The organism is Herbaspirillum huttiense (genome assembly GCF_047300815.1).
In the GTDB taxonomy this organism is placed as follows: Bacteria; Pseudomonadota; Gammaproteobacteria; order Burkholderiales; family Burkholderiaceae_D; genus Herbaspirillum; species Herbaspirillum huttiense_A.
The window spans coordinates 3,200,745-3,216,844 of the sequence record NZ_CP178608.1 but is presented as its reverse complement, the minus strand read 5'-3'; the positions used below and the strand labels follow the sequence as shown (position 1 = coordinate 3,216,844).

General features: G+C 62.7%; 13 protein-coding genes and 1 tRNA gene. 10 read left to right on the top strand and 4 right to left on the bottom strand.

Annotated elements, in window-relative coordinates; translation table 11 throughout:
• Nucleotides 1-88: 88 nt before the first annotated feature.
• The 8 genes from argE to pnuC all read left to right on the top strand — a co-directional run bounded on the left by argE (nt 89) and on the right by pnuC (nt 10,109).
• On the top strand, nt 89-1,261 hold the full coding sequence (argE, locus tag ACLRDN_RS14835; protein WP_288064773.1) for an acetylornithine deacetylase: 1,173 nt from the start codon (nt 89-91) through the stop codon (nt 1,259-1,261).
• Between the two features lie 312 nt (nt 1,262-1,573).
• Complete coding sequence (locus tag ACLRDN_RS14830) at nt 1,574-2,380, top strand: TatD family hydrolase (protein WP_413456899.1); 807 nt, start codon at nt 1,574-1,576, stop codon at nt 2,378-2,380.
• The gene (locus tag ACLRDN_RS14825; protein WP_413456898.1) at nt 2,380-4,869 is read left to right on the top strand and encodes a DNA internalization-related competence protein ComEC/Rec2; all 2,490 of its coding nucleotides are present in this window, start codon (nt 2,380-2,382) and stop codon (nt 4,867-4,869) included. Before ACLRDN_RS14830 ends, ACLRDN_RS14825 begins: the two co-directional genes overlap by 1 nt.
• 117 nt (nt 4,870-4,986) lie before the next feature.
• A complete protein-coding gene (locus tag ACLRDN_RS14820) occupies nt 4,987-5,802 on the top strand; it encodes an alpha/beta fold hydrolase (protein WP_413456897.1) in 816 nt (271 codons plus the stop codon).
• 183 nt (nt 5,803-5,985) lie between these two features.
• On the top strand, nt 5,986-7,638 hold the full coding sequence (locus ACLRDN_RS14815; RefSeq protein ID WP_154135161.1) for a CTP synthase: 1,653 nt from the start codon (nt 5,986-5,988) through the stop codon (nt 7,636-7,638).
• A 113-nt stretch (nt 7,639-7,751) separates the two neighbouring features.
• Nucleotides 7,752-9,035 (top strand): phosphopyruvate hydratase, encoded by a 1,284-nt coding sequence (eno, locus tag ACLRDN_RS14810; RefSeq protein ID WP_039785546.1) that lies wholly within the window; start codon nt 7,752-7,754, stop codon nt 9,033-9,035.
• Nucleotides 9,036-9,087: 52 nt separating this feature from the next.
• Complete coding sequence (gene ftsB, locus ACLRDN_RS14805) at nt 9,088-9,480, top strand: cell division protein FtsB (RefSeq protein ID WP_413456896.1); 393 nt, start codon at nt 9,088-9,090, stop codon at nt 9,478-9,480.
• 23 nt (nt 9,481-9,503) lie between these two features.
• Nucleotides 9,504-10,109 carry a nicotinamide riboside transporter PnuC gene (gene pnuC, locus ACLRDN_RS14800; RefSeq protein WP_413456895.1) on the top strand — a complete coding sequence of 202 codons (606 nt, stop codon included), beginning with the start codon at nt 9,504-9,506 and terminating at the stop codon, nt 10,107-10,109.
• A gap of 17 nt (nt 10,110-10,126) precedes the next feature.
• Here the strand turns inward: pnuC and ACLRDN_RS14795 are convergent, their stop codons facing one another.
• The 3 genes from ACLRDN_RS14795 to ACLRDN_RS14785 all read right to left on the bottom strand — a co-directional run bounded on the left by ACLRDN_RS14795 (nt 10,127) and on the right by ACLRDN_RS14785 (nt 13,477).
• Complete coding sequence (locus tag ACLRDN_RS14795; RefSeq protein ID WP_413456894.1) at nt 10,127-11,752, bottom strand: GGDEF domain-containing protein; 1,626 nt, start codon at nt 11,750-11,752, stop codon at nt 10,127-10,129.
• 292 nt (nt 11,753-12,044) lie between these two features.
• Entirely contained in the window at nt 12,045-12,698 is a 654-nt protein-coding gene (locus tag ACLRDN_RS14790; protein ID WP_413456893.1) for a response regulator, read from the bottom strand.
• Between the two features lie 74 nt (nt 12,699-12,772).
• On the bottom strand, nt 12,773-13,477 hold the full coding sequence (locus ACLRDN_RS14785; RefSeq protein WP_413456892.1) for a sensor histidine kinase: 705 nt from the start codon (nt 13,475-13,477) through the stop codon (nt 12,773-12,775).
• A gap of 181 nt (nt 13,478-13,658) precedes the next feature.
• On the opposite strand from ACLRDN_RS14785, the gene ACLRDN_RS14780 reads away from it, so the two are divergent.
• Nucleotides 13,659-13,735: transfer RNA gene (locus ACLRDN_RS14780), tRNA-Arg, on the top strand.
• A gap of 282 nt (nt 13,736-14,017) precedes the next feature.
• Here the strand turns inward: ACLRDN_RS14780 and ACLRDN_RS14775 are convergent.
• Nucleotides 14,018-14,446, bottom strand: a complete 429-nt coding sequence (locus ACLRDN_RS14775; protein ID WP_413456891.1) for a response regulator — start codon at nt 14,444-14,446, stop codon at nt 14,018-14,020.
• Between the two features lie 460 nt (nt 14,447-14,906).
• On the opposite strand from ACLRDN_RS14775, the gene ACLRDN_RS14770 reads away from it, so the two are divergent.
• Nucleotides 14,907-16,022 (top strand): patatin-like phospholipase family protein, encoded by a 1,116-nt coding sequence (locus ACLRDN_RS14770; RefSeq protein WP_413456890.1) that lies wholly within the window; start codon nt 14,907-14,909, stop codon nt 16,020-16,022.
• Nucleotides 16,023-16,100 lie beyond the last annotated feature (78 nt).

Genomic DNA, 16,100 nt, shown 5'->3' with positions numbered 1-16,100 from the left:
ATGCCCCTGACGCCGCCGTCTTGATACAAGACGGCGGTGTGCTTTTGACGATATGAATATCTGAACAGATGGACACTGGAGCAAGACAATGAACACCCGCCAATGGCTAGAGACCCTGGTCGCCTTCGATACCACCAGCCGCAATTCCAACCTGGAACTGATCACTACCGTGCGTGACAGCCTGGAAAAGCAGGGCATCTCCTCCTGGCTGGCGCACAACAAGGAGCAGACCAAGGCCAACCTGTTCGCCACCTTGCCCGCCACCGCCGGCCCGAATGCCGGCAGCACCGAGGGCGGCATCGTGCTCTCCGGCCACACCGACGTGGTGCCGGTGGATGGCCAGAAATGGGATACCGATCCTTTCAAGCTGACCGAGAAGGATGGCAGCCTGTTCGGTCGCGGTACCTGCGACATGAAGGGTTTCATCGCGACTTCGCTGGCGCTGGTGCCGGAATTCCTGGCCATGCCGCGCGTGAAGCCGATTCACCTGGCGTTTTCCTATGATGAAGAAATCGGCTGCATCGGCGCGCCCGTGATGCTGGAAGAAATCGTCAAGCGCGGCATCAAGGTTGATGGCTGCGTGGTGGGTGAACCCACCAGCATGAACGTGGTGGTGGCGCACAAGGGCATCAACGTGTTTGCCTGCAAGGTGCACGGCAAGTCCGCGCACTCGTCGCTGACCCCGCAAGGCTGCAACGCCATCGAGCACGCCGCACGCCTGATCTGTGCCATCCGCGATTTCGCCGATGGTTACAAGGCCAATGGCCCGTATGACCAATTCTTCGATGTGCCCTTCAGCACCATGACCACCAATCAGATCCGTGGCGGCATCGCGGTCAACACCATTCCCGAGCTGTGTGAATTTACTTACGAATTCCGCAACCTGCCCGGCATGAGCGTGGCCGACATCCAGGCCCAGATCGACAAGTACATCGCCGAAGTGCTGCTGCCCAAGATGCGCAGCGAATTCCCGGAGGCCCGCGTGGAGATCGACAACTTCGCCGGCAGCCCGGCGCTGGAAGCGGTCGAGCAGGCGGCCATCACCGAGCTGGTGCGCGCCCTGACGGGGGATCGCGAAACCCGCAAGGTGGCCTATGGCACCGAGGCCGGCCTGTTCCAGCAGATCGGCATCCCGACCATCGTCTGCGGTCCTGGCGACATCGGCAATGCCCACAAGCCCAATGAGTTCGTGACGCTGTCGCAGATGGAACGCTGCGAGCAGTTCCTGCGCAAGCTGGGCAAGTCGCTGCAGCCGGCCTGATCAAGCCTGATCGGTGCGCCCGGGTAGCGTGCGAGATGAAGGACGCGAGCGATCGCGTCCTTTTTTCATGTCTGCGCGTGAAGGATCTGGAATTTCTTTACCATTGTTAATTACTGCAAGAGGGCGTTAGACGGTAAACTGCGCGGGTTGAAGCCGGTTCAAACCGGCTATGCTGTTCAAACAACAAGACGCTTCGGGGGAAGCGAGCCGCATCAGCCTGGCTGAATCATGCGATCGCGCCCCGTGGCGGGTGTCGTTATCCGGAGCCGCTGCCCGACGGGCCGGTTTTTCCGATTTTCGCCAAGCCAGCACATGTGGGTCGATACGCACTGCCATCTCGACGCCGGGGAATTCGGCGACCGTTCCGCTGCCGTGGCCGCCGAGGCCGCGCAGGCCGGTGTACGCGCCATCGTCATTCCCGCCATCGCCAAAGTGAACTTCAAGGAAGTTGGGCGGCTGGCGCGCGAAGTCGGCAATGCCGTCTACGCGCTGGGCATTCATCCGCTTTACGTCCCTACTGCCAAGGAATCCGATCTGGAGGTGCTGCGCACGGCCATCGCCGAGGCGCTGGACGATCCTCTGTTTGTGGGCATTGGTGAAATCGGGCTGGACTTCTTCGTGCCGGCGCTGAAGGAAGCGCCGCTGCGCGAGAAGCAGGAATTTTTCTTTGCCGAGCAGCTCAAGCTGGCGCGCGACTTCGACTTGCCGGTCCTGCTGCATGTGCGGCGCTCCCAGGACATCATCCTCAAATACCTGCGCCGCATCCGCGTGCCCGGCGGCATTGCCCATGCCTTCAATGGCAGTGAACAGCAGGCCCGGACCTTCGTGGAGCTGGGGCTGCACCTGGGATTCGGCGGTGCCATGACCTTCCCGCGTTCGCTGCAGATCCGCCGCCTGGCGACGCAATTGCCTTTGTCGTCCATCGTGCTGGAGACTGATGCGCCGGATATTTCCCCGGCCTGGCGCCATCCCGACATCAATATGCCGGACCAGATCCCGCGCATCGGTGAAGTGCTGGCCGAGCTGCGCCAGCTGCCGCTGCAGGAGATCGCCGCCGCCACCACCGCCAATGCCCAGGCCGCGCTGCCGCGCCTGGCGCAAGCAGGATTGCCCCTCTGATGCGCGCGCTGATCATCGGGTTTGCCATCGGTGTGGGATTGCTGCAGGTGCAGGGCCAGTTGCCGGGCACCGAATGGGTTGCGGTCGGGCTGGTGCTGGCGCTCTTGCTGGGGTTGACGGCCTGGAAATTCTGGCAGCCTTTCCTGCGGGTACCGCTGTTGCTGACCTGCGGCGCCTGGCTGGGCTTCCTGTGGGCGGCTTCCTTCGCCCTGTATTACCTGGATCAGGAGTTGCCCAAAGCCTGGGAAGGACGCGACATGACCGTCATCGGCACCATCGCGGATCTGCCCGCGCATACCGAGCAGGGCGTGCGCTTCCGTTTCGATGTGGAGCAGGTGGTGATGCAGGGGGGCGTGAAGCCGCCGGTGCCGCCCCGGCTGGCGCTGTCCTGGTACGGCAACCAGCGCTACCAGCTGCCTTCCGAGGATGGCGAGCAGGCCGCGCCGCCGCGCATGGCCGTGCCCGACCTGCGGCCGGGCGAGCGCTGGCGCCTGCAGGTGCGGCTCAAGCGTCCGCATGGCAATGCCAATCCGGATGGCTTCGACTACGAACTGTGGCTGCTGCAGGATGATGTGCGGGCCACCGGCTACGTAGTGGGTCGTCCGGCGGCGTCGGGGGCGGCGCTGACGGCGGTCAACCGCCGTGTCGATGACTTCGTCTGGACGCCTTCGCATATGATCGACAGCGTCCGCGGCTGGCTGCGCGACCGTATCTACTCGGCACTGCCCGGCGCCCCCTATGCCGGCGTGATCGCGGCCCTGGTCATGGGCGACCAGCGCGGCATCAACCAGGCGGACTGGACCGTGTTCAATCGCACCGGCATCGGCCATCTGATGGCCATCTCCGGCCTGCACATCACCATGCTGGCGGCTCTCTGCGGCGGCCTGGCAAGCTGGCTGTGGCGGCGCTCCTTCTTTACGGGCGCGCAATTGCCGCTGCGCCTGCCGGCCCAGAAGGTGGCGGTGATCGCGGGGATGGCGGCGGCGTTCCTCTATGTGCTGTTGGCTGGCTTCGGCGTGCCGGCGCAACGGACCCTCTATATGCTCATCGTGGTCGGGATCGCTTTCTGGCGCGGCCGCATCGTGCGCGTGTCGGTGGTGCAGTGCCTGGCCCTGGCGCTGGTCTTGCTGCTGGATCCGTGGGCGGTGCTGTGGCCGGGCTTCTGGCTATCCTTCGGGGCTGTGGCCTTGCTGCTGTATGGCTCGGTCGGCCGCATGCAGCCGCCGCAGGCCATGGCCGCAGCGGCCTCTCGCAAGCACTGGTGGCCGGCCCTGCTGCAGCGGATCAAGGAGGCCGGCTATGCACAATATGTCGTCACCCTCGGGCTGGTGCCGCTGACGGTGCTCCTGTTCGGCCAATATTCCCTGGTCAGCCCGATTGCCAATGCGGTGGCCATTCCCCTGGTGTCGCTGGTCATCACGCCGCTGGCCCTGTTGGGCAGCATCCTGCCCGCCGTGCTTGCGCAATTCGTGCTGCAAGTGCCGCATCAATTGCTGGTGTGGCTGGCCGATTTCCTGCAGGTGCTCGACGCCATGCCGTGGGCCGTGTGGCAAACGCCGCTGCCGGGCGCGTGGATGTTCGCGCTGGCCCTGGGCGGCACCCTGCTGGTGCTGGCGCCGCGTGGCTGGCCGGTGCGCTGGCTGGGGCTGTTCGGCTGGTTGCCCTTGCTGCTCAATGCGCCGGTGGCGCCGGCCGAAGGCAGCATGCGCGTGACCGCCTTCGACGTGGGGCAGGGCATGGCGGTGCTGGTGGAAACCCCGGGTCATCGCCTGCTCTACGATACCGGCCCGTATTACACCGCCGAATCGGACGGGGCCACGCGAGTGATCTTGCCTTACCTGCGTGCGCGCGGCATCGACCATCTGGATAGGGTGGTGATTTCGCATAACGACAACGATCATTCAGGCGGGGCTTTGTCGCTCTTCAAGCATCTGCCGGTTGATAGTGTCTATTCTTCGCTGGCCACGGACAGTCCCATCCTGCGGGCGGCCCCGGCGCACACGCGCTGCCAGGCCGGGCAATCGTGGAACTGGGATGGTATCGGCTTCACCGTCCTGCATCCGGACGCTGCCAGTTACGACAGCGACAAATGGCGGCCCAATGCGCGCAGTTGCGTGCTGAAGGTGCAGATCGGGCGCCAGTCCGTCTTGCTGGCCGGGGATATCGAAGCGGTGCAGGAAGATGAACTGGTCAGCGGACCGCTGGCCGACCGCTTGCCATCCACGGTGCTGCTGGCGCCGCATCATGGCAGCGGGACCTCCTCGACCGAACCCTTCCTGCGGGCGGTGCGGCCGGAACTGGCGGTGTTCCAGGTCGGCTATCGCAACCGTTTCAATCACCCCAAGCCGGAAGTCTATGAACGTTATGGCAAGCTGGGCATCCGCCGCCTGCGCACTGACGAAACCGGCGCGCTGACCATGACCTTGGGCGACCAGTTGCAAGTGGAGCAATACCGCAAACAGCACGCGCGTTACTGGTACGAGCAGTGATGCCCGTGGGCGGGGCCGGTCCTGCCTGATCCTTCATTTCGCGATGCGGGAAAATAGCACGCTCGCGGCGCTGGCCGTTTTGCTATGCTGCGGCCATTGCCCAGCCTGTGCCTTTCCATGAGCCATCCGATTCTTCATTTCGCCCACGCCAACAGCTATCCGGCGGGGACTTACGGCATGTTCTTCGAGCAGCTGCGCGCCCATTACGATGTGCGCGCCTTGCCGATCCACGCCCACAATCCGCGCTTTCCGGTCGATGACGGCTGGCGTACCCTGGCCCGCGAACTGCGCGAGGAGCTCGAGCGCAGCTATACCGAACCGGTGATCCTGGTGGGCCATTCCATGGGCGGCATTCTCGCGCTGATGGCCGCGCGCAAGCGGCCGGCACTGGTGCGCTGCGTGGTGCTGCTGGATTCGCCCATCGTGGCCGGCTGGCGCGCGCACCTGCTGCGCCTGGCCAAGCTGCTGAAGTATGAAAGCCGCCACTCGCCCTCGGTGGCCTCGGCGCGCCGCCGCGACAACTGGCCCGACATGGAAGCGGCTTATCAGCATTACGCCGCCAAGTCTCTCTTTGCTGCCTGGCCGCAGCAGGTACTGCGTGACTATGTGCAGCATGGGCTGGTGCCGCACCCTAGCGGTGGCGTCAGGCTGCGCTTTTCGCGCGAGACCGAAACGGCGGTCTACCGCACCATTCCCCATCACCTCGGGCGCCTGGCGCGCCAGACTTATCCGGTGCCGGTGGGCTTCGTGGGCGGCGTCGATTCGGTGGAGTGCCGCCTGGCCGGACTGGACGCCACGCGCCGGCTGGTCGGACCGAATTTCCTGCATATCGCCGGAGGGCACCTGTTCCCGATGGAGTCGCCGGTAGAGGCGGCCCGGGCCACGCACACCATGATCGGGCAGCTGTTGCAGGGCAGGGGGGCTTCAGATTGAATAGTGCGGAGATGAACCAATCTGCCGGAGCGATGGTCAAGAAGCCATTCCCGGCGGCCGGGCATGTTTTCCTGCTGCAAGTTTGTCGATGACGAGACACTAATCGCAAGCAGGCTTAAAAAACGAGCCGGTTTTGGGGTATAATTTGAATTTCCCGCATGTGCCGTTCGGCACTCATCTGTAATGACCAAGTTTGTATTTGTCACTGGCGGCGTCGTGTCTTCCCTGGGTAAAGGGATTGCCGCCGCGTCCCTGGCTGCGATCCTCGAATCGCGCGGCCTCAAAGTCACCCTCCTGAAGCTCGATCCCTACATCAACGTCGACCCCGGCACCATGAGCCCGTTGCAGCACGGTGAAGTGTTCGTCACCGATGACGGCGCCGAAACCGACCTCGACCTGGGCCACTACGAGCGTTTCATCTCGGCCAAGATGAAGAAGGTGAACAATTTCACCACCGGCCAGGTGTATGAATCGGTGATCCGCAAGGAACGCCGTGGCGAATACCTGGGCAAGACCGTCCAGGTGATCCCGCACATCACCAACGAGATCCAGGAATTCATCCATCGCGGCGCCGAAGGTTTCGAAGTGGCGCTGGTGGAAATCGGCGGCACCGTCGGTGACATCGAATCGCTGCCCTTCCTGGAAGCTGCGCGCCAGTTGAGCCTGCGCTCCGGCCGCAACGCCACCGCCTTCGTCCACCTGACCCTGGTGCCGTTCCTGGCCTCGGCCGGCGAACTCAAGACCAAGCCCACCCAGCACAGCGTGCAGAAACTGCGCGAAATCGGCATTTCGCCCGACGCGCTGCTGTGCCGTGCCGACCGCCGCATCCCGGACGACGAACGCGACAAGATCTCGCTGTTCTCCAACGTCGCCGCCGACGCCGTCATTTCGGTGTGGGATGCCGATAGCATCTATAAGATTCCGCAGATGCTGCACGACCAGGGTTTGGATACCATCATCTGCGAAAAGCTGGGCCTGTCGCCCAAGCCTGCCGATCTGTCGATGTGGGACAAGCTGATCGATGCGCAGAACAATCCTTCGCACGAAGTCACCATCGGCATGGTCGGCAAGTATGTCGACCTGACCGAGTCCTACAAGTCGCTGACCGAAGCGCTGCGCCACGCCGGCATCCATACCGGTAGCCGCGTCAACATCGAGTACCTGGATTCGGAAGAGATCGAAGCCAACGGCACCGACAGCCTGGACAAGTACGATGCCATCCTGGTGCCTGGCGGCTTCGGCAAGCGCGGCGTGGAAGGCAAGATTGCCGCCGCCCGCTACGCCCGCGAAAACAAGGTCCCGTACCTGGGCATCTGCCTGGGCATGCAAGTGGCCCTGCTGGAATATGCACGCAACAAGGCTGGCCTGTCCAAGGCGAACTCGACCGAGTTCGACCCGGATACCGAGCAACCGGTGGTGGCCCTGATCGACGAATGGCAGAACCATGACGGCAAGGTCGAGCGCCGCGATGCCAATTCCGACCTGGGCGGCACCATGCGCCTGGGCGCGCAGACCTGTGCGGTCAAGCCGGGCACCCTGGCTGCAGAGATCTACGGCGACAGCGTGACCGAACGTCACCGCCATCGCTATGAAGCCAACAACTTCTACCTGACCCGTGTGGAAGAAGCCGGCATGGTCGTTTCGGCCCGTACCCCGACCGAAGACCTGTGCGAAATCATGGAACTGCCGCGCACCGGCGAGAACGCTCACCCGTTCTACATCGGCGTGCAGTATCACCCGGAGTTCAAGTCCACCCCGCGTGATGGGCATCCGCTGTTCATTTCGTACATCCGTGCCGCACTGGCGCACCACGCGGCGTTGAAAGGCCAGGCATAAGCTGCCGGCCTGATGCGTGAAACGGCTGCCGTCGGGCGGCCGTTTCAACATGGGGGCCCCGGCCATGGGCCCGCACCCGCCAACAATTTTTAAAACCTCGATGGAGATCTGGAATGAGTGCAATCGTTGATATTATCGGCCGCGAAGTGATCGACTCGCGTGGCAATCCGACCGTGGAATGCGACGTGCTGCTGGAATCCGGCGTGCTGGGCCGCGCGGCCGTGCCGTCGGGCGCCTCCACCGGCTCGCGCGAAGCGATCGAACTGCGTGACGGCGACAAGAGCCGCTATTTCGGCAAGGGCGTGCTGCAAGCCTGCGAAAACATCAACACCGAGATCTCGGAAGCCATCATGGGCCTGGACGCCAATGAGCAAGCCTTCCTGGATCGCACCCTGATCGACCTGGACGGCACCGAGAACAAGAGCCGCCTGGGCGCCAACGCCATGCTGGCCGTCTCGATGGCCGTGGCCAAGGCCGCTGCCGAAGAATCGGGCCTGCCCCTGTACCGCTACTTCGGCGGCAGCGGCTCCATGCAGATGCCGGTGCCGATGATGAACGTCATCAACGGCGGCGCCCACGCCGACAACAACCTGGATATCCAGGAATTCATGATCATCCCGGTCGGCGCACCGAGCTTCCGTGAAGCCCTGCGCTATGGCGCCGAGGTGTTCCACACCCTCAAGAAGATCCTGCACGACCGTGGCCTGGCCACGTCCGTCGGCGACGAAGGCGGCTTCGCCCCCAACGTTTCCAGCCACGAAGAAGCCATCAAGCTGATCATCGAAGCCATCGAGAAGGCTGGCTACGAGCCGGGTACCCAGATCGCCCTGGGCCTGGACTGCGCCGCTTCCGAGTACTACAAGGACGGCAACTACCATCTGGCCGGTGAAAACATGGTGCTGACCCCGGCGCAAAAGACGGGTCTCCTGGCATCCTGGTGCGACAAGTACCCGATCATCAGCATCGAAGACGGCATGGCCGAGAACGACTGGGCTGGCTGGAAGCTCCTGACCGAAACCCTGGGCAAGAAGGTGCAGCTGGTGGGCGACGACCTGTTCGTCACCAACACCAAGATCCTCAAGGAAGGCATCGACAAGGGCATCGGCAACTCGATCCTGATCAAGATCAACCAGATCGGTACCCTCACCGAGACCTTTGCCGCCATCGAAATGGCCAAGCGTGCCGGCTACACCGCCGTGATCTCGCACCGTTCGGGCGAAACCGAAGACTCGACCATCGCCGATATCGCCGTGGGCATGAACGCCCTGCAGATCAAGACTGGCTCGATGTCGCGTTCGGACCGCATGGCCAAGTACAACCAGCTGCTGCGTATCGAAGAAGACCTGGGCGACATCGCCAGCTACCCCGGCCGCGCTGCGTTCTACAACCTGAAGTAAGAAGCTTGCGGCGCCGTCCCTCGGGCCGGCGCCGCACTGAAAGCTCCCGGCTATGCGCCTGATCATTCTCTGCCTGTCCTTCCTGCTGGTCGTGATCCAGTACCCGCTTTGGCTGGGCAAGGGCGGCTGGTTCAAGGTCTGGGAGCTTGACCGTCAGGTGCAACTGGCGCACAAGAAGAACGATGAACTCAAGGAGCGCAACGCCAAGCTGTCCTCCGAAGTGGACGACCTGAAGCAGTCCAAGGGGGCGGTGGAGGAGCGTGCACGTTTCGAGCTGGGCATGATCCGCCAGAACGAAATCTTCATCCAGCTGCTCGATGGCAGTTCCGGCAAGCCGGCGGCCGCCATCAATCCCAATCCCTACATGCCCGGCTCCGGGCAGCCCAATAGTGTCTCCGTACCGGCCAATGCGCCGTCTTCCGCAGGCCGTGTCGCCACGCGCTGAGTTGCTGTCGTCTTTTCCTTCCTATGCGTCCTGATACCCCGCTGACCTGGCTGGGCCTCATCACCACGCCGCTGGAGCTGGTCTCCTTTGCGCTGGCCGTACTGACCGTCTGGCTCAACATCCGCCAGAATCATTGGGCGTGGCTGTTTTCCATCCTCTCGTCGTTGCTGTACGCAGCGGTCTTTGCCGATGCACGCCTCTATGGCGATGCCGGCTTGCAGTTCGTCTTCGTGGCGGTGTCGGTGTGGGGCTGGAGCCAATGGCTGCGCGGCGGCGAGGACCATCGTCCATTGCAGGTGTCCACGCTGGCCGCGCGCGGCCGGGCCGTCATGGTGCTGAGCTGGCTGGCAGGATGGCTGCTGCTGTCGTGGTTCCTGCAGCGTTATACAGATACTGATGTGCCGCACATGGATGGCTTCCTCACGGCGGGCAGCCTGGTCGGCCAATTCCTGCTGTCGCGCAAGAAGCTGGAAAACTGGCTGGTCTGGATTGCGGTGGATGTGCTTTACGTGGGCCTGTATCTCTACAAGCACCTGACGCTGACCGCCATGTTGTATGCGCTCTTCGTGCTCATGGCCGCAGCCGGCTGGCGCAGCTGGCGCCGCGCAGCAAGCCCAAATGGCAGCTGAAACGCGGGTGTCAGACGTTATGGGGAGGGCGGCAGGCCCGGTGCCTCCGCGGCAGGTGGATCGGCAAAGACGATGCGGTTCTTGCCGGCATTCTTCGCTTTATACAACGCCACGTCGGTGCGCTTGAGCAGTTCGGCCTGGCTCTCGCCCGGCTGATACACCGCCACGCCGGCACTGAAGGTGATGAGCAGGCGCTGGCTCTCATGCATGAAGATGCGTTTGGTCAGTTCACGCTGCACGCGCGTGATGATCTGGACCGCATCCTGCGCGCTGGTCTCGGGCATGAGGATGACGAATTCCTCGCCACCGAAGCGCGCGATCACATCCAGCTTGCGCAAGGTTTCGCGGATCACCTGCACCAGGTGCACCAGCACTTCGTCGCCGGTGGCGTGGCCATGCGTGTCATTGATGCGCTTGAAATCATCCAGGTCCAGCAAGGCCACGCACAGCGGCGTTTCGCGCCGCAGGGCGTTGGCGATCTCGCGATCCAGTGATTCATCCATGCCGCGCCGGTTGAGGCTGCCCGTCAACTGGTCTTCGCGCACCAGTTCACCCATCTGCTGCAATTGCTGTTCCAGCGCCTGGATACGCTCCTCGGCCTTTTCCACTTCCTGGCGCGCATCGACCATGGCGTCGCGTGAGCGGGTGGCTTCTTCCTGGGCCTTCTGCGTCTCGGTCATGATTTCGCTGAGCACGCTGTTGAGATCAGCGATGTTGCCCGCCTGGCTGATCTGCTGGGAGAAACCGCGAATGGTGCGCTGGTAATTGTCAGTGGTGGAGACCATGGCCGAAAGCCGGTCCACGAAGGTCAGCATCATGTTCTTGACCACCACTTTTTCCTCGGACAGGGTGTTCTTCAGCAGGCCCTGCTTGTAGATCACTTCCTTGAGGTTCTTGGTGGCATCGGCCAGCGAGGTGTTGCTGAGCGGACCGGCGATCAGGCTCTGCACGGTTTCGATCTGGCTCGACAGCCACGAGCCCTGTTCCAGCAGTCCGTTGATGTTTTCCAGCAGCAGCTGGAACAGGCGCATCAGCAATTCCTGCTGCTGGGCCATGTCGTCGGTCTTGAGCTCGATCTGGAAGCTCAACTGCTTGACGCGGGTGATGATCTCGTTCATCGCCTGCTCGGAGAACGCCATTTTGAGGTCCTGGCCGCTGTTGCGCGATTCATTGGCCAGTTCCGGTGCGGTCGAGAGCAGCGAGGGCAGGTTGAAGACCAGGATGCGCGCCAGCATCTCGCGCAGCATCTTCTCTTTGACGCTGTCGCGGATGAATTGTCGTTCCAGATCGATGGGGACCAGCTCGCCGTGCTGCACGGCCGGTTTGGCCGGCACGATGGGACGGCTTTGCCAGTTGGCGTCAGCGAACTCAATGAGCTGGCGCTCGAACTCGGTCCAGTCGCCGTTCTCGCGGGCACGCACCAGGCGTGTGCCCAGCAGGCCGTTTTCCCCCGGCTGGCGCGAGAGCTTGGTGGCGAAGGTGCTCAGTACCGACTCGGCAGTCACGCCGGGCATGCCGCCCTGGATTTCCTCATAGGCGATGCGATAGGCATCCGGCGTGGGGGAGATGCGCCGGGCCCCAAGCCGCTGGAAAGCTTCTCGGGCAATCTCGACAGGCGTGAGCGTGGACGGTTTCTTGGACATGCCGGCTGGTGACTGTATTGTTGGTGTGTTCGTCTGTATGCACGGGGGATTTCCTACGGTATCGGCGCAGGCGGGCTTTGCTTGAGCAAGGCCATCCACCCCGGTCATCGCACAAACGCAGCTTCGTCTCCCCCTCAGCCACAGTCCGTTGCCGCGTCCCGGCAGGGAGAGGCAAAAATGACAACTAATTGTACGTCAGCGCCAGTTCCGTGGATGCATTTAATAGGAGGAGAAAAGCCCCTTTCCAACTGGGAAGCCGGTGTTTCCCGTGAGGCGGGACCGGGGCCGGCGCTCATTCCACCAGGTTGTTCTTGAGCGCGTAATGGGTGAGTTCGGCGTTGTGGCGCATTTTCATCTTGGCCAGTACGCGGGAGCGATACATGCTGATGGTCTTGACTGACAGCAGCAGTTCGGTGGCGATGTCGCTGACGGTCTTGCCGGAGGCGATCATGACCATGGTCTGGTACTCCCGGTCCGAGAGCGTTTCATGCAGCGGGGTGTCGTGATCGAAGCCGATCTGGTTGGCCAGTTCCTGCGCCAGCGAGGGGCTCACGTACTTGCGCCCGGCGGCGGCCTGGCGGATGGCCGCGAGCAGTTCGCCCGGGCTGGCCTGCTTGTTGAGGAAGCCGGCCGCACCCGCTTTGAGCGAGCGGATCGCGTACTGGTCTTCGCGGTGGATGGACAGGATCAGCACCGGCAGTTCAGGCTGTTCCTTGCGGATCTGCTTGAGGATGTCGATGCCGCTGCGGTCGGGCAGCACGATGTCGAGCAACATGACATCGCCATTGGCTTCGCGCGCCAGCTTGATGGCCTCCAGCCCGTTGGCGGCATTGCCGGCCACGACGATGTCCTTGCTGCCGGCGCAGATCTGGCGCAGGCCTTCGCGCACGATGGCGTGATCATCAGCGATCAGGACCTTGATGGCGGCGGTGGCTTTCTTGCTCATGGGCGGACTGCGGAACTCCTCGTGAAACCGTGCTCTGGGCTGTGGCGGGCGAGGGTGTATTTTATAGTGTTCATTCAGTCTGCAACAGGCAAACGAACGCTCACCATAGTGCCGCCCCCAAGGCGGGATTCCAGCATCAGGCTGCCGCCCAATGCCGCAGCGCGGGTACGCATGTTGGCCAGGCCGTGGCATTGGCTGCGGCGCTGCTGATCCTGCCCGGCGTGCTGTGGCGGCATGCCGACGCCATCGTCAGCCACCTGCAGGAGCAGCTCCCGGCCGACCTTGAGGCTGACCTCGACCTTGCGTGCCTGCGCGTGGCGGGCCACGTTGGCCAGTGCTTCGCGCAGGATGCGCAGCAGGCTCACCACCACGAAAGTCTCCAGCACTGGCGGTGTGTCGGGGCACTGCACGTGGCACTCCAGTGCGGTTTGCCGACTGAAATGACGGCACTGCCAGCGCAGTGCATCGGCCAGCCCGAATTCGACGACAGGGGGGTGCAGGTCATCGATGAGCCGTTCCATGCCTTCGCGCGCCTGGTCCAGCAATTGCTGCGCGTAGTCGGCATGTGGCTGGGCTGCGTGTTGCTCGCGTGCCAGTTGTTCCCGCAACTGGCCCAGCGCCATGCCGATGCCGGTCAGCTGTGCGCCCAGCTCGTCGTGCAGGTCGCGTGCGATGCGCGTGCGTTCTTCTTCACGTAGGCGTTGTTCATGTGATGGATCTGAGGCGGGAAAGACAGGCATGCAGGCGATGTGAATGGAGAAGGGTGAATAATCCTTCATGATAGCCTTGCAGCACCGCAGGGTCATCCCTGTTGTCTCAAAGGGTGGCCTGCGCAGCTGTTGCGTGGGTGCCGCCGACGCTGGAGCGCAGGTGAACCTGCCGCGTTTTTCCTGTCAGGCAAAAAAAACGAGAGAAGGGGCTTCCCAAACGGGAAAACTTGCTGATATAATTTTGTTTTTCGCGGCTGTAGCTCAGCTGGATAGAGTACTTGGCTACGAACCAAGGGGTCGTGGGTTCGATTCCTGCCAGCCGCACCAGATATAAAGGGTCCATCGCAAGATGGGCCCTTTTGTCTTTTGTGCGCCGCTTTTTCCTGATGGCGGACACGTCAGCCTTCAGTGGCCACCTCGCCCCGCGCCATCCTCCGGCACATCGCCGCCGAGAGGGCAGCCGCCGGATCCGGAACGTATCCCTTGACCGGCCCTCTCCCCGATCCCCCCTTGGCTGACCGAATTTTCGATCAACTCCATGCTTGCGTGCTTGATGTGGTTTCCTCCGGCGCACGGGCGATCAGGCGCGATGCAGCCACGTGCCTGGCTTCAGTTGTGGCTGGAAGCCACCGCAAGCCAGCGCTGGACGGTGTGATTGACCAACTGCATGAACTCGCGCGCATCCACCGGTTTGACCAGGTAATCGTTGGCACCGGCTTCACGCGAGCGCGCGGCGTCGGTTTCGTCGTAGGAAGTGGCGAACATGATCACCGGCAGTGTGCGGGTATGGGGCTGGCTGCGCAGCATGTGCAGGAGATCGAGTCCTTCCATGCGGGGCAAGCGGGGTTCCAGCAGGATCAGGCAGGGCAGGGTGTCAGGGTGGTGTTGCGCCTGCGGGCTGAAGAGCGATTCCATGGCTCGCTCCGCATCCTCGAACCAGCCGAAGTCGCACTCCAGCTTGCTGCGCCAAAGGCTGAAGCGCGCCAGTTCCACCGACTCCGGACTGGGATCGACCATCAATATGCTGGGGCGGGACATGCGTTATGTGCGGAACTGGGCGTTGTTTTTTGAATGTTGCATTTCTGCTTTACAGCAAGTTTGACATAGCAGGATACAGAAATCCATTGCTCAATACTCACGCACACGCCAGCGTGCGCCTGATTTCGTACCGTAGCCACAGTTGCGCACCAAGTTGCAATTACCGTAGTGAGCTTACGTGAGAATTACAATGCCAGCTTGATTGCCAGCGCTAGCCTCCATTTGCCATGTTCAAGCGCGCCGGTACTACCTCATTAAATTTCTGAATGCCAGATATAAGCGAATAAAATCTCGCACTGCAACATTTACGCATTGCTGCTCGGCTATATTCCTGACAGTTGCGTCAGGGTCGCGACGAATTTACCTCGTGGCAGTTTTCAGAGACGCCACAGCGATGCTTCCGGTGCATCGCACAAAAAATCCAAAAAAGCAGGACATGCAGGTCAACAAGGGGAGTGCTATGAAGGTTTCGCCACGACGAAACAGGAAGGCCTTGGTCATCGGGGGCGGGGCGCCCAATTCGACCTTGATCGCCGGGGCACTGGCTGCCTTCCTGGCGGAAGGGGTGGAGTTCGACGTCATCTCGGCCTCTGGTGCCGGCGTGCTCATGGGTTTGCTGGCCACTGCGCCACGCGACGCCTCGCCGCAGGCCGCGCTCATGCAATGGGCTGAAGTCGGCGTGGCCGACAGCATCTACAAGCTCTTTCCGGTCAACTACAAGGTCTTCAAGAAACCGGGCGCCCAGGCCGAGAGCTATCGCGATGCGATGCTGAACCAGTTCCAGCAGATGCCGGGTCTGGCTGCCTCGCCCTTTGCCGCGATGTTCAGCCAGCATTTCGCCGAGGCCTCGGCCAAGTGGAATGACTGGATGCACCTGATGATGTCGGCCATGTCGCCCTCGGACCTGCATTCGGGCAGCCTCGGGCTGTGCGCCCACCTGCCTTTCCTGGAGCAGTCCATCGATTTTTCGGCGGTGCCGCGCATGGCCCCCGAGTTCTACATCAACGCCTACAACCTCGACCGTCACCGCATGCAGATCTGGAACAAGGACCAGATCACCCCGGCGCACGTGCGGGCTTCGCTGTCCTTCCCCTTCCTCTATGCGCCCACCGAAATCGATGGCGAGCATTACATCGAAGGCGCGGCGCTGGATACGCTCAACTTCACTCCCTTCATCACCGACCCGGAGACGGGCGCGGCGCCTGCAGGCGAGGTCGATACCCTGGTGGTGCTGGACATCCTCGGGGAGGATCGCCTGATCCGCAAGCCCCGCAATCTCTATGATGCGTGGGTGCGCTCCATCATCACGCCGCTGGTGAAGATCTCGCAGACCGAGCAACGCCTCTTCGAGCTGGAGCACAATCGTGATCCGGCCACCGGCGCGCCGTTGCGCCAGGTGCTCAAGGTTGACCTGATGGCCGGCGTGCCGCAAGACCACTGGCCCCATGTGCTGGACTGGTCGGCCTCCAACATGCAGCTGCTGTTCCAGGTGGGCTATCGCGCGGGCGTGGATTTCTGTCGCCAGCACGGTGAGCTGCTCGGGGCGGATGCGCAGGATGCGCCGCTGGCTGCCTGAGCGCAGGGGAGTGGGCGGCGGGCGCTTTTCTTCATCCTTTTTTCTTGTTCTGTAGCTGAACCCGCGTGCTGCGGCGCG

Bases quoted from the DNA above. Each gene is read 5' to 3' on its own strand.
- argE (WP_288064773.1), top strand. From the start codon at position 89: ATGAACACCCGCCAATGGCTAGAGACCCTGGTCGCCTTCGATACCACC.
- ACLRDN_RS14830 (WP_413456899.1), top strand. From the start codon at position 1,574: ATGTGGGTCGATACGCACTGCCATCTCGACGCCGGGGAATTCGGCGAC.
- ACLRDN_RS14825 (WP_413456898.1), top strand. From the start codon at position 2,380: ATGCGCGCGCTGATCATCGGGTTTGCCATCGGTGTGGGATTGCTGCAG.
- ACLRDN_RS14820 (WP_413456897.1), top strand. From the start codon at position 4,987: ATGAGCCATCCGATTCTTCATTTCGCCCACGCCAACAGCTATCCGGCG.
- ACLRDN_RS14815 (WP_154135161.1), top strand. From the start codon at position 5,986: ATGACCAAGTTTGTATTTGTCACTGGCGGCGTCGTGTCTTCCCTGGGT.
- eno (WP_039785546.1), top strand. From the start codon at position 7,752: ATGAGTGCAATCGTTGATATTATCGGCCGCGAAGTGATCGACTCGCGT.
- ftsB (WP_413456896.1), top strand. From the start codon at position 9,088: ATGCGCCTGATCATTCTCTGCCTGTCCTTCCTGCTGGTCGTGATCCAG.
- pnuC (WP_413456895.1), top strand. From the start codon at position 9,504: ATGCGTCCTGATACCCCGCTGACCTGGCTGGGCCTCATCACCACGCCG.
- ACLRDN_RS14795 (WP_413456894.1), bottom strand. From the start codon at position 11,752: ATGTCCAAGAAACCGTCCACGCTCACGCCTGTCGAGATTGCCCGAGAA.
- ACLRDN_RS14790 (WP_413456893.1), bottom strand. From the start codon at position 12,698: ATGAGCAAGAAAGCCACCGCCGCCATCAAGGTCCTGATCGCTGATGAT.
- ACLRDN_RS14785 (WP_413456892.1), bottom strand. From the start codon at position 13,477: ATGAAGGATTATTCACCCTTCTCCATTCACATCGCCTGCATGCCTGTC.
- ACLRDN_RS14775 (WP_413456891.1), bottom strand. From the start codon at position 14,446: ATGTCCCGCCCCAGCATATTGATGGTCGATCCCAGTCCGGAGTCGGTG.
- ACLRDN_RS14770 (WP_413456890.1), top strand. From the start codon at position 14,907: ATGAAGGTTTCGCCACGACGAAACAGGAAGGCCTTGGTCATCGGGGGC.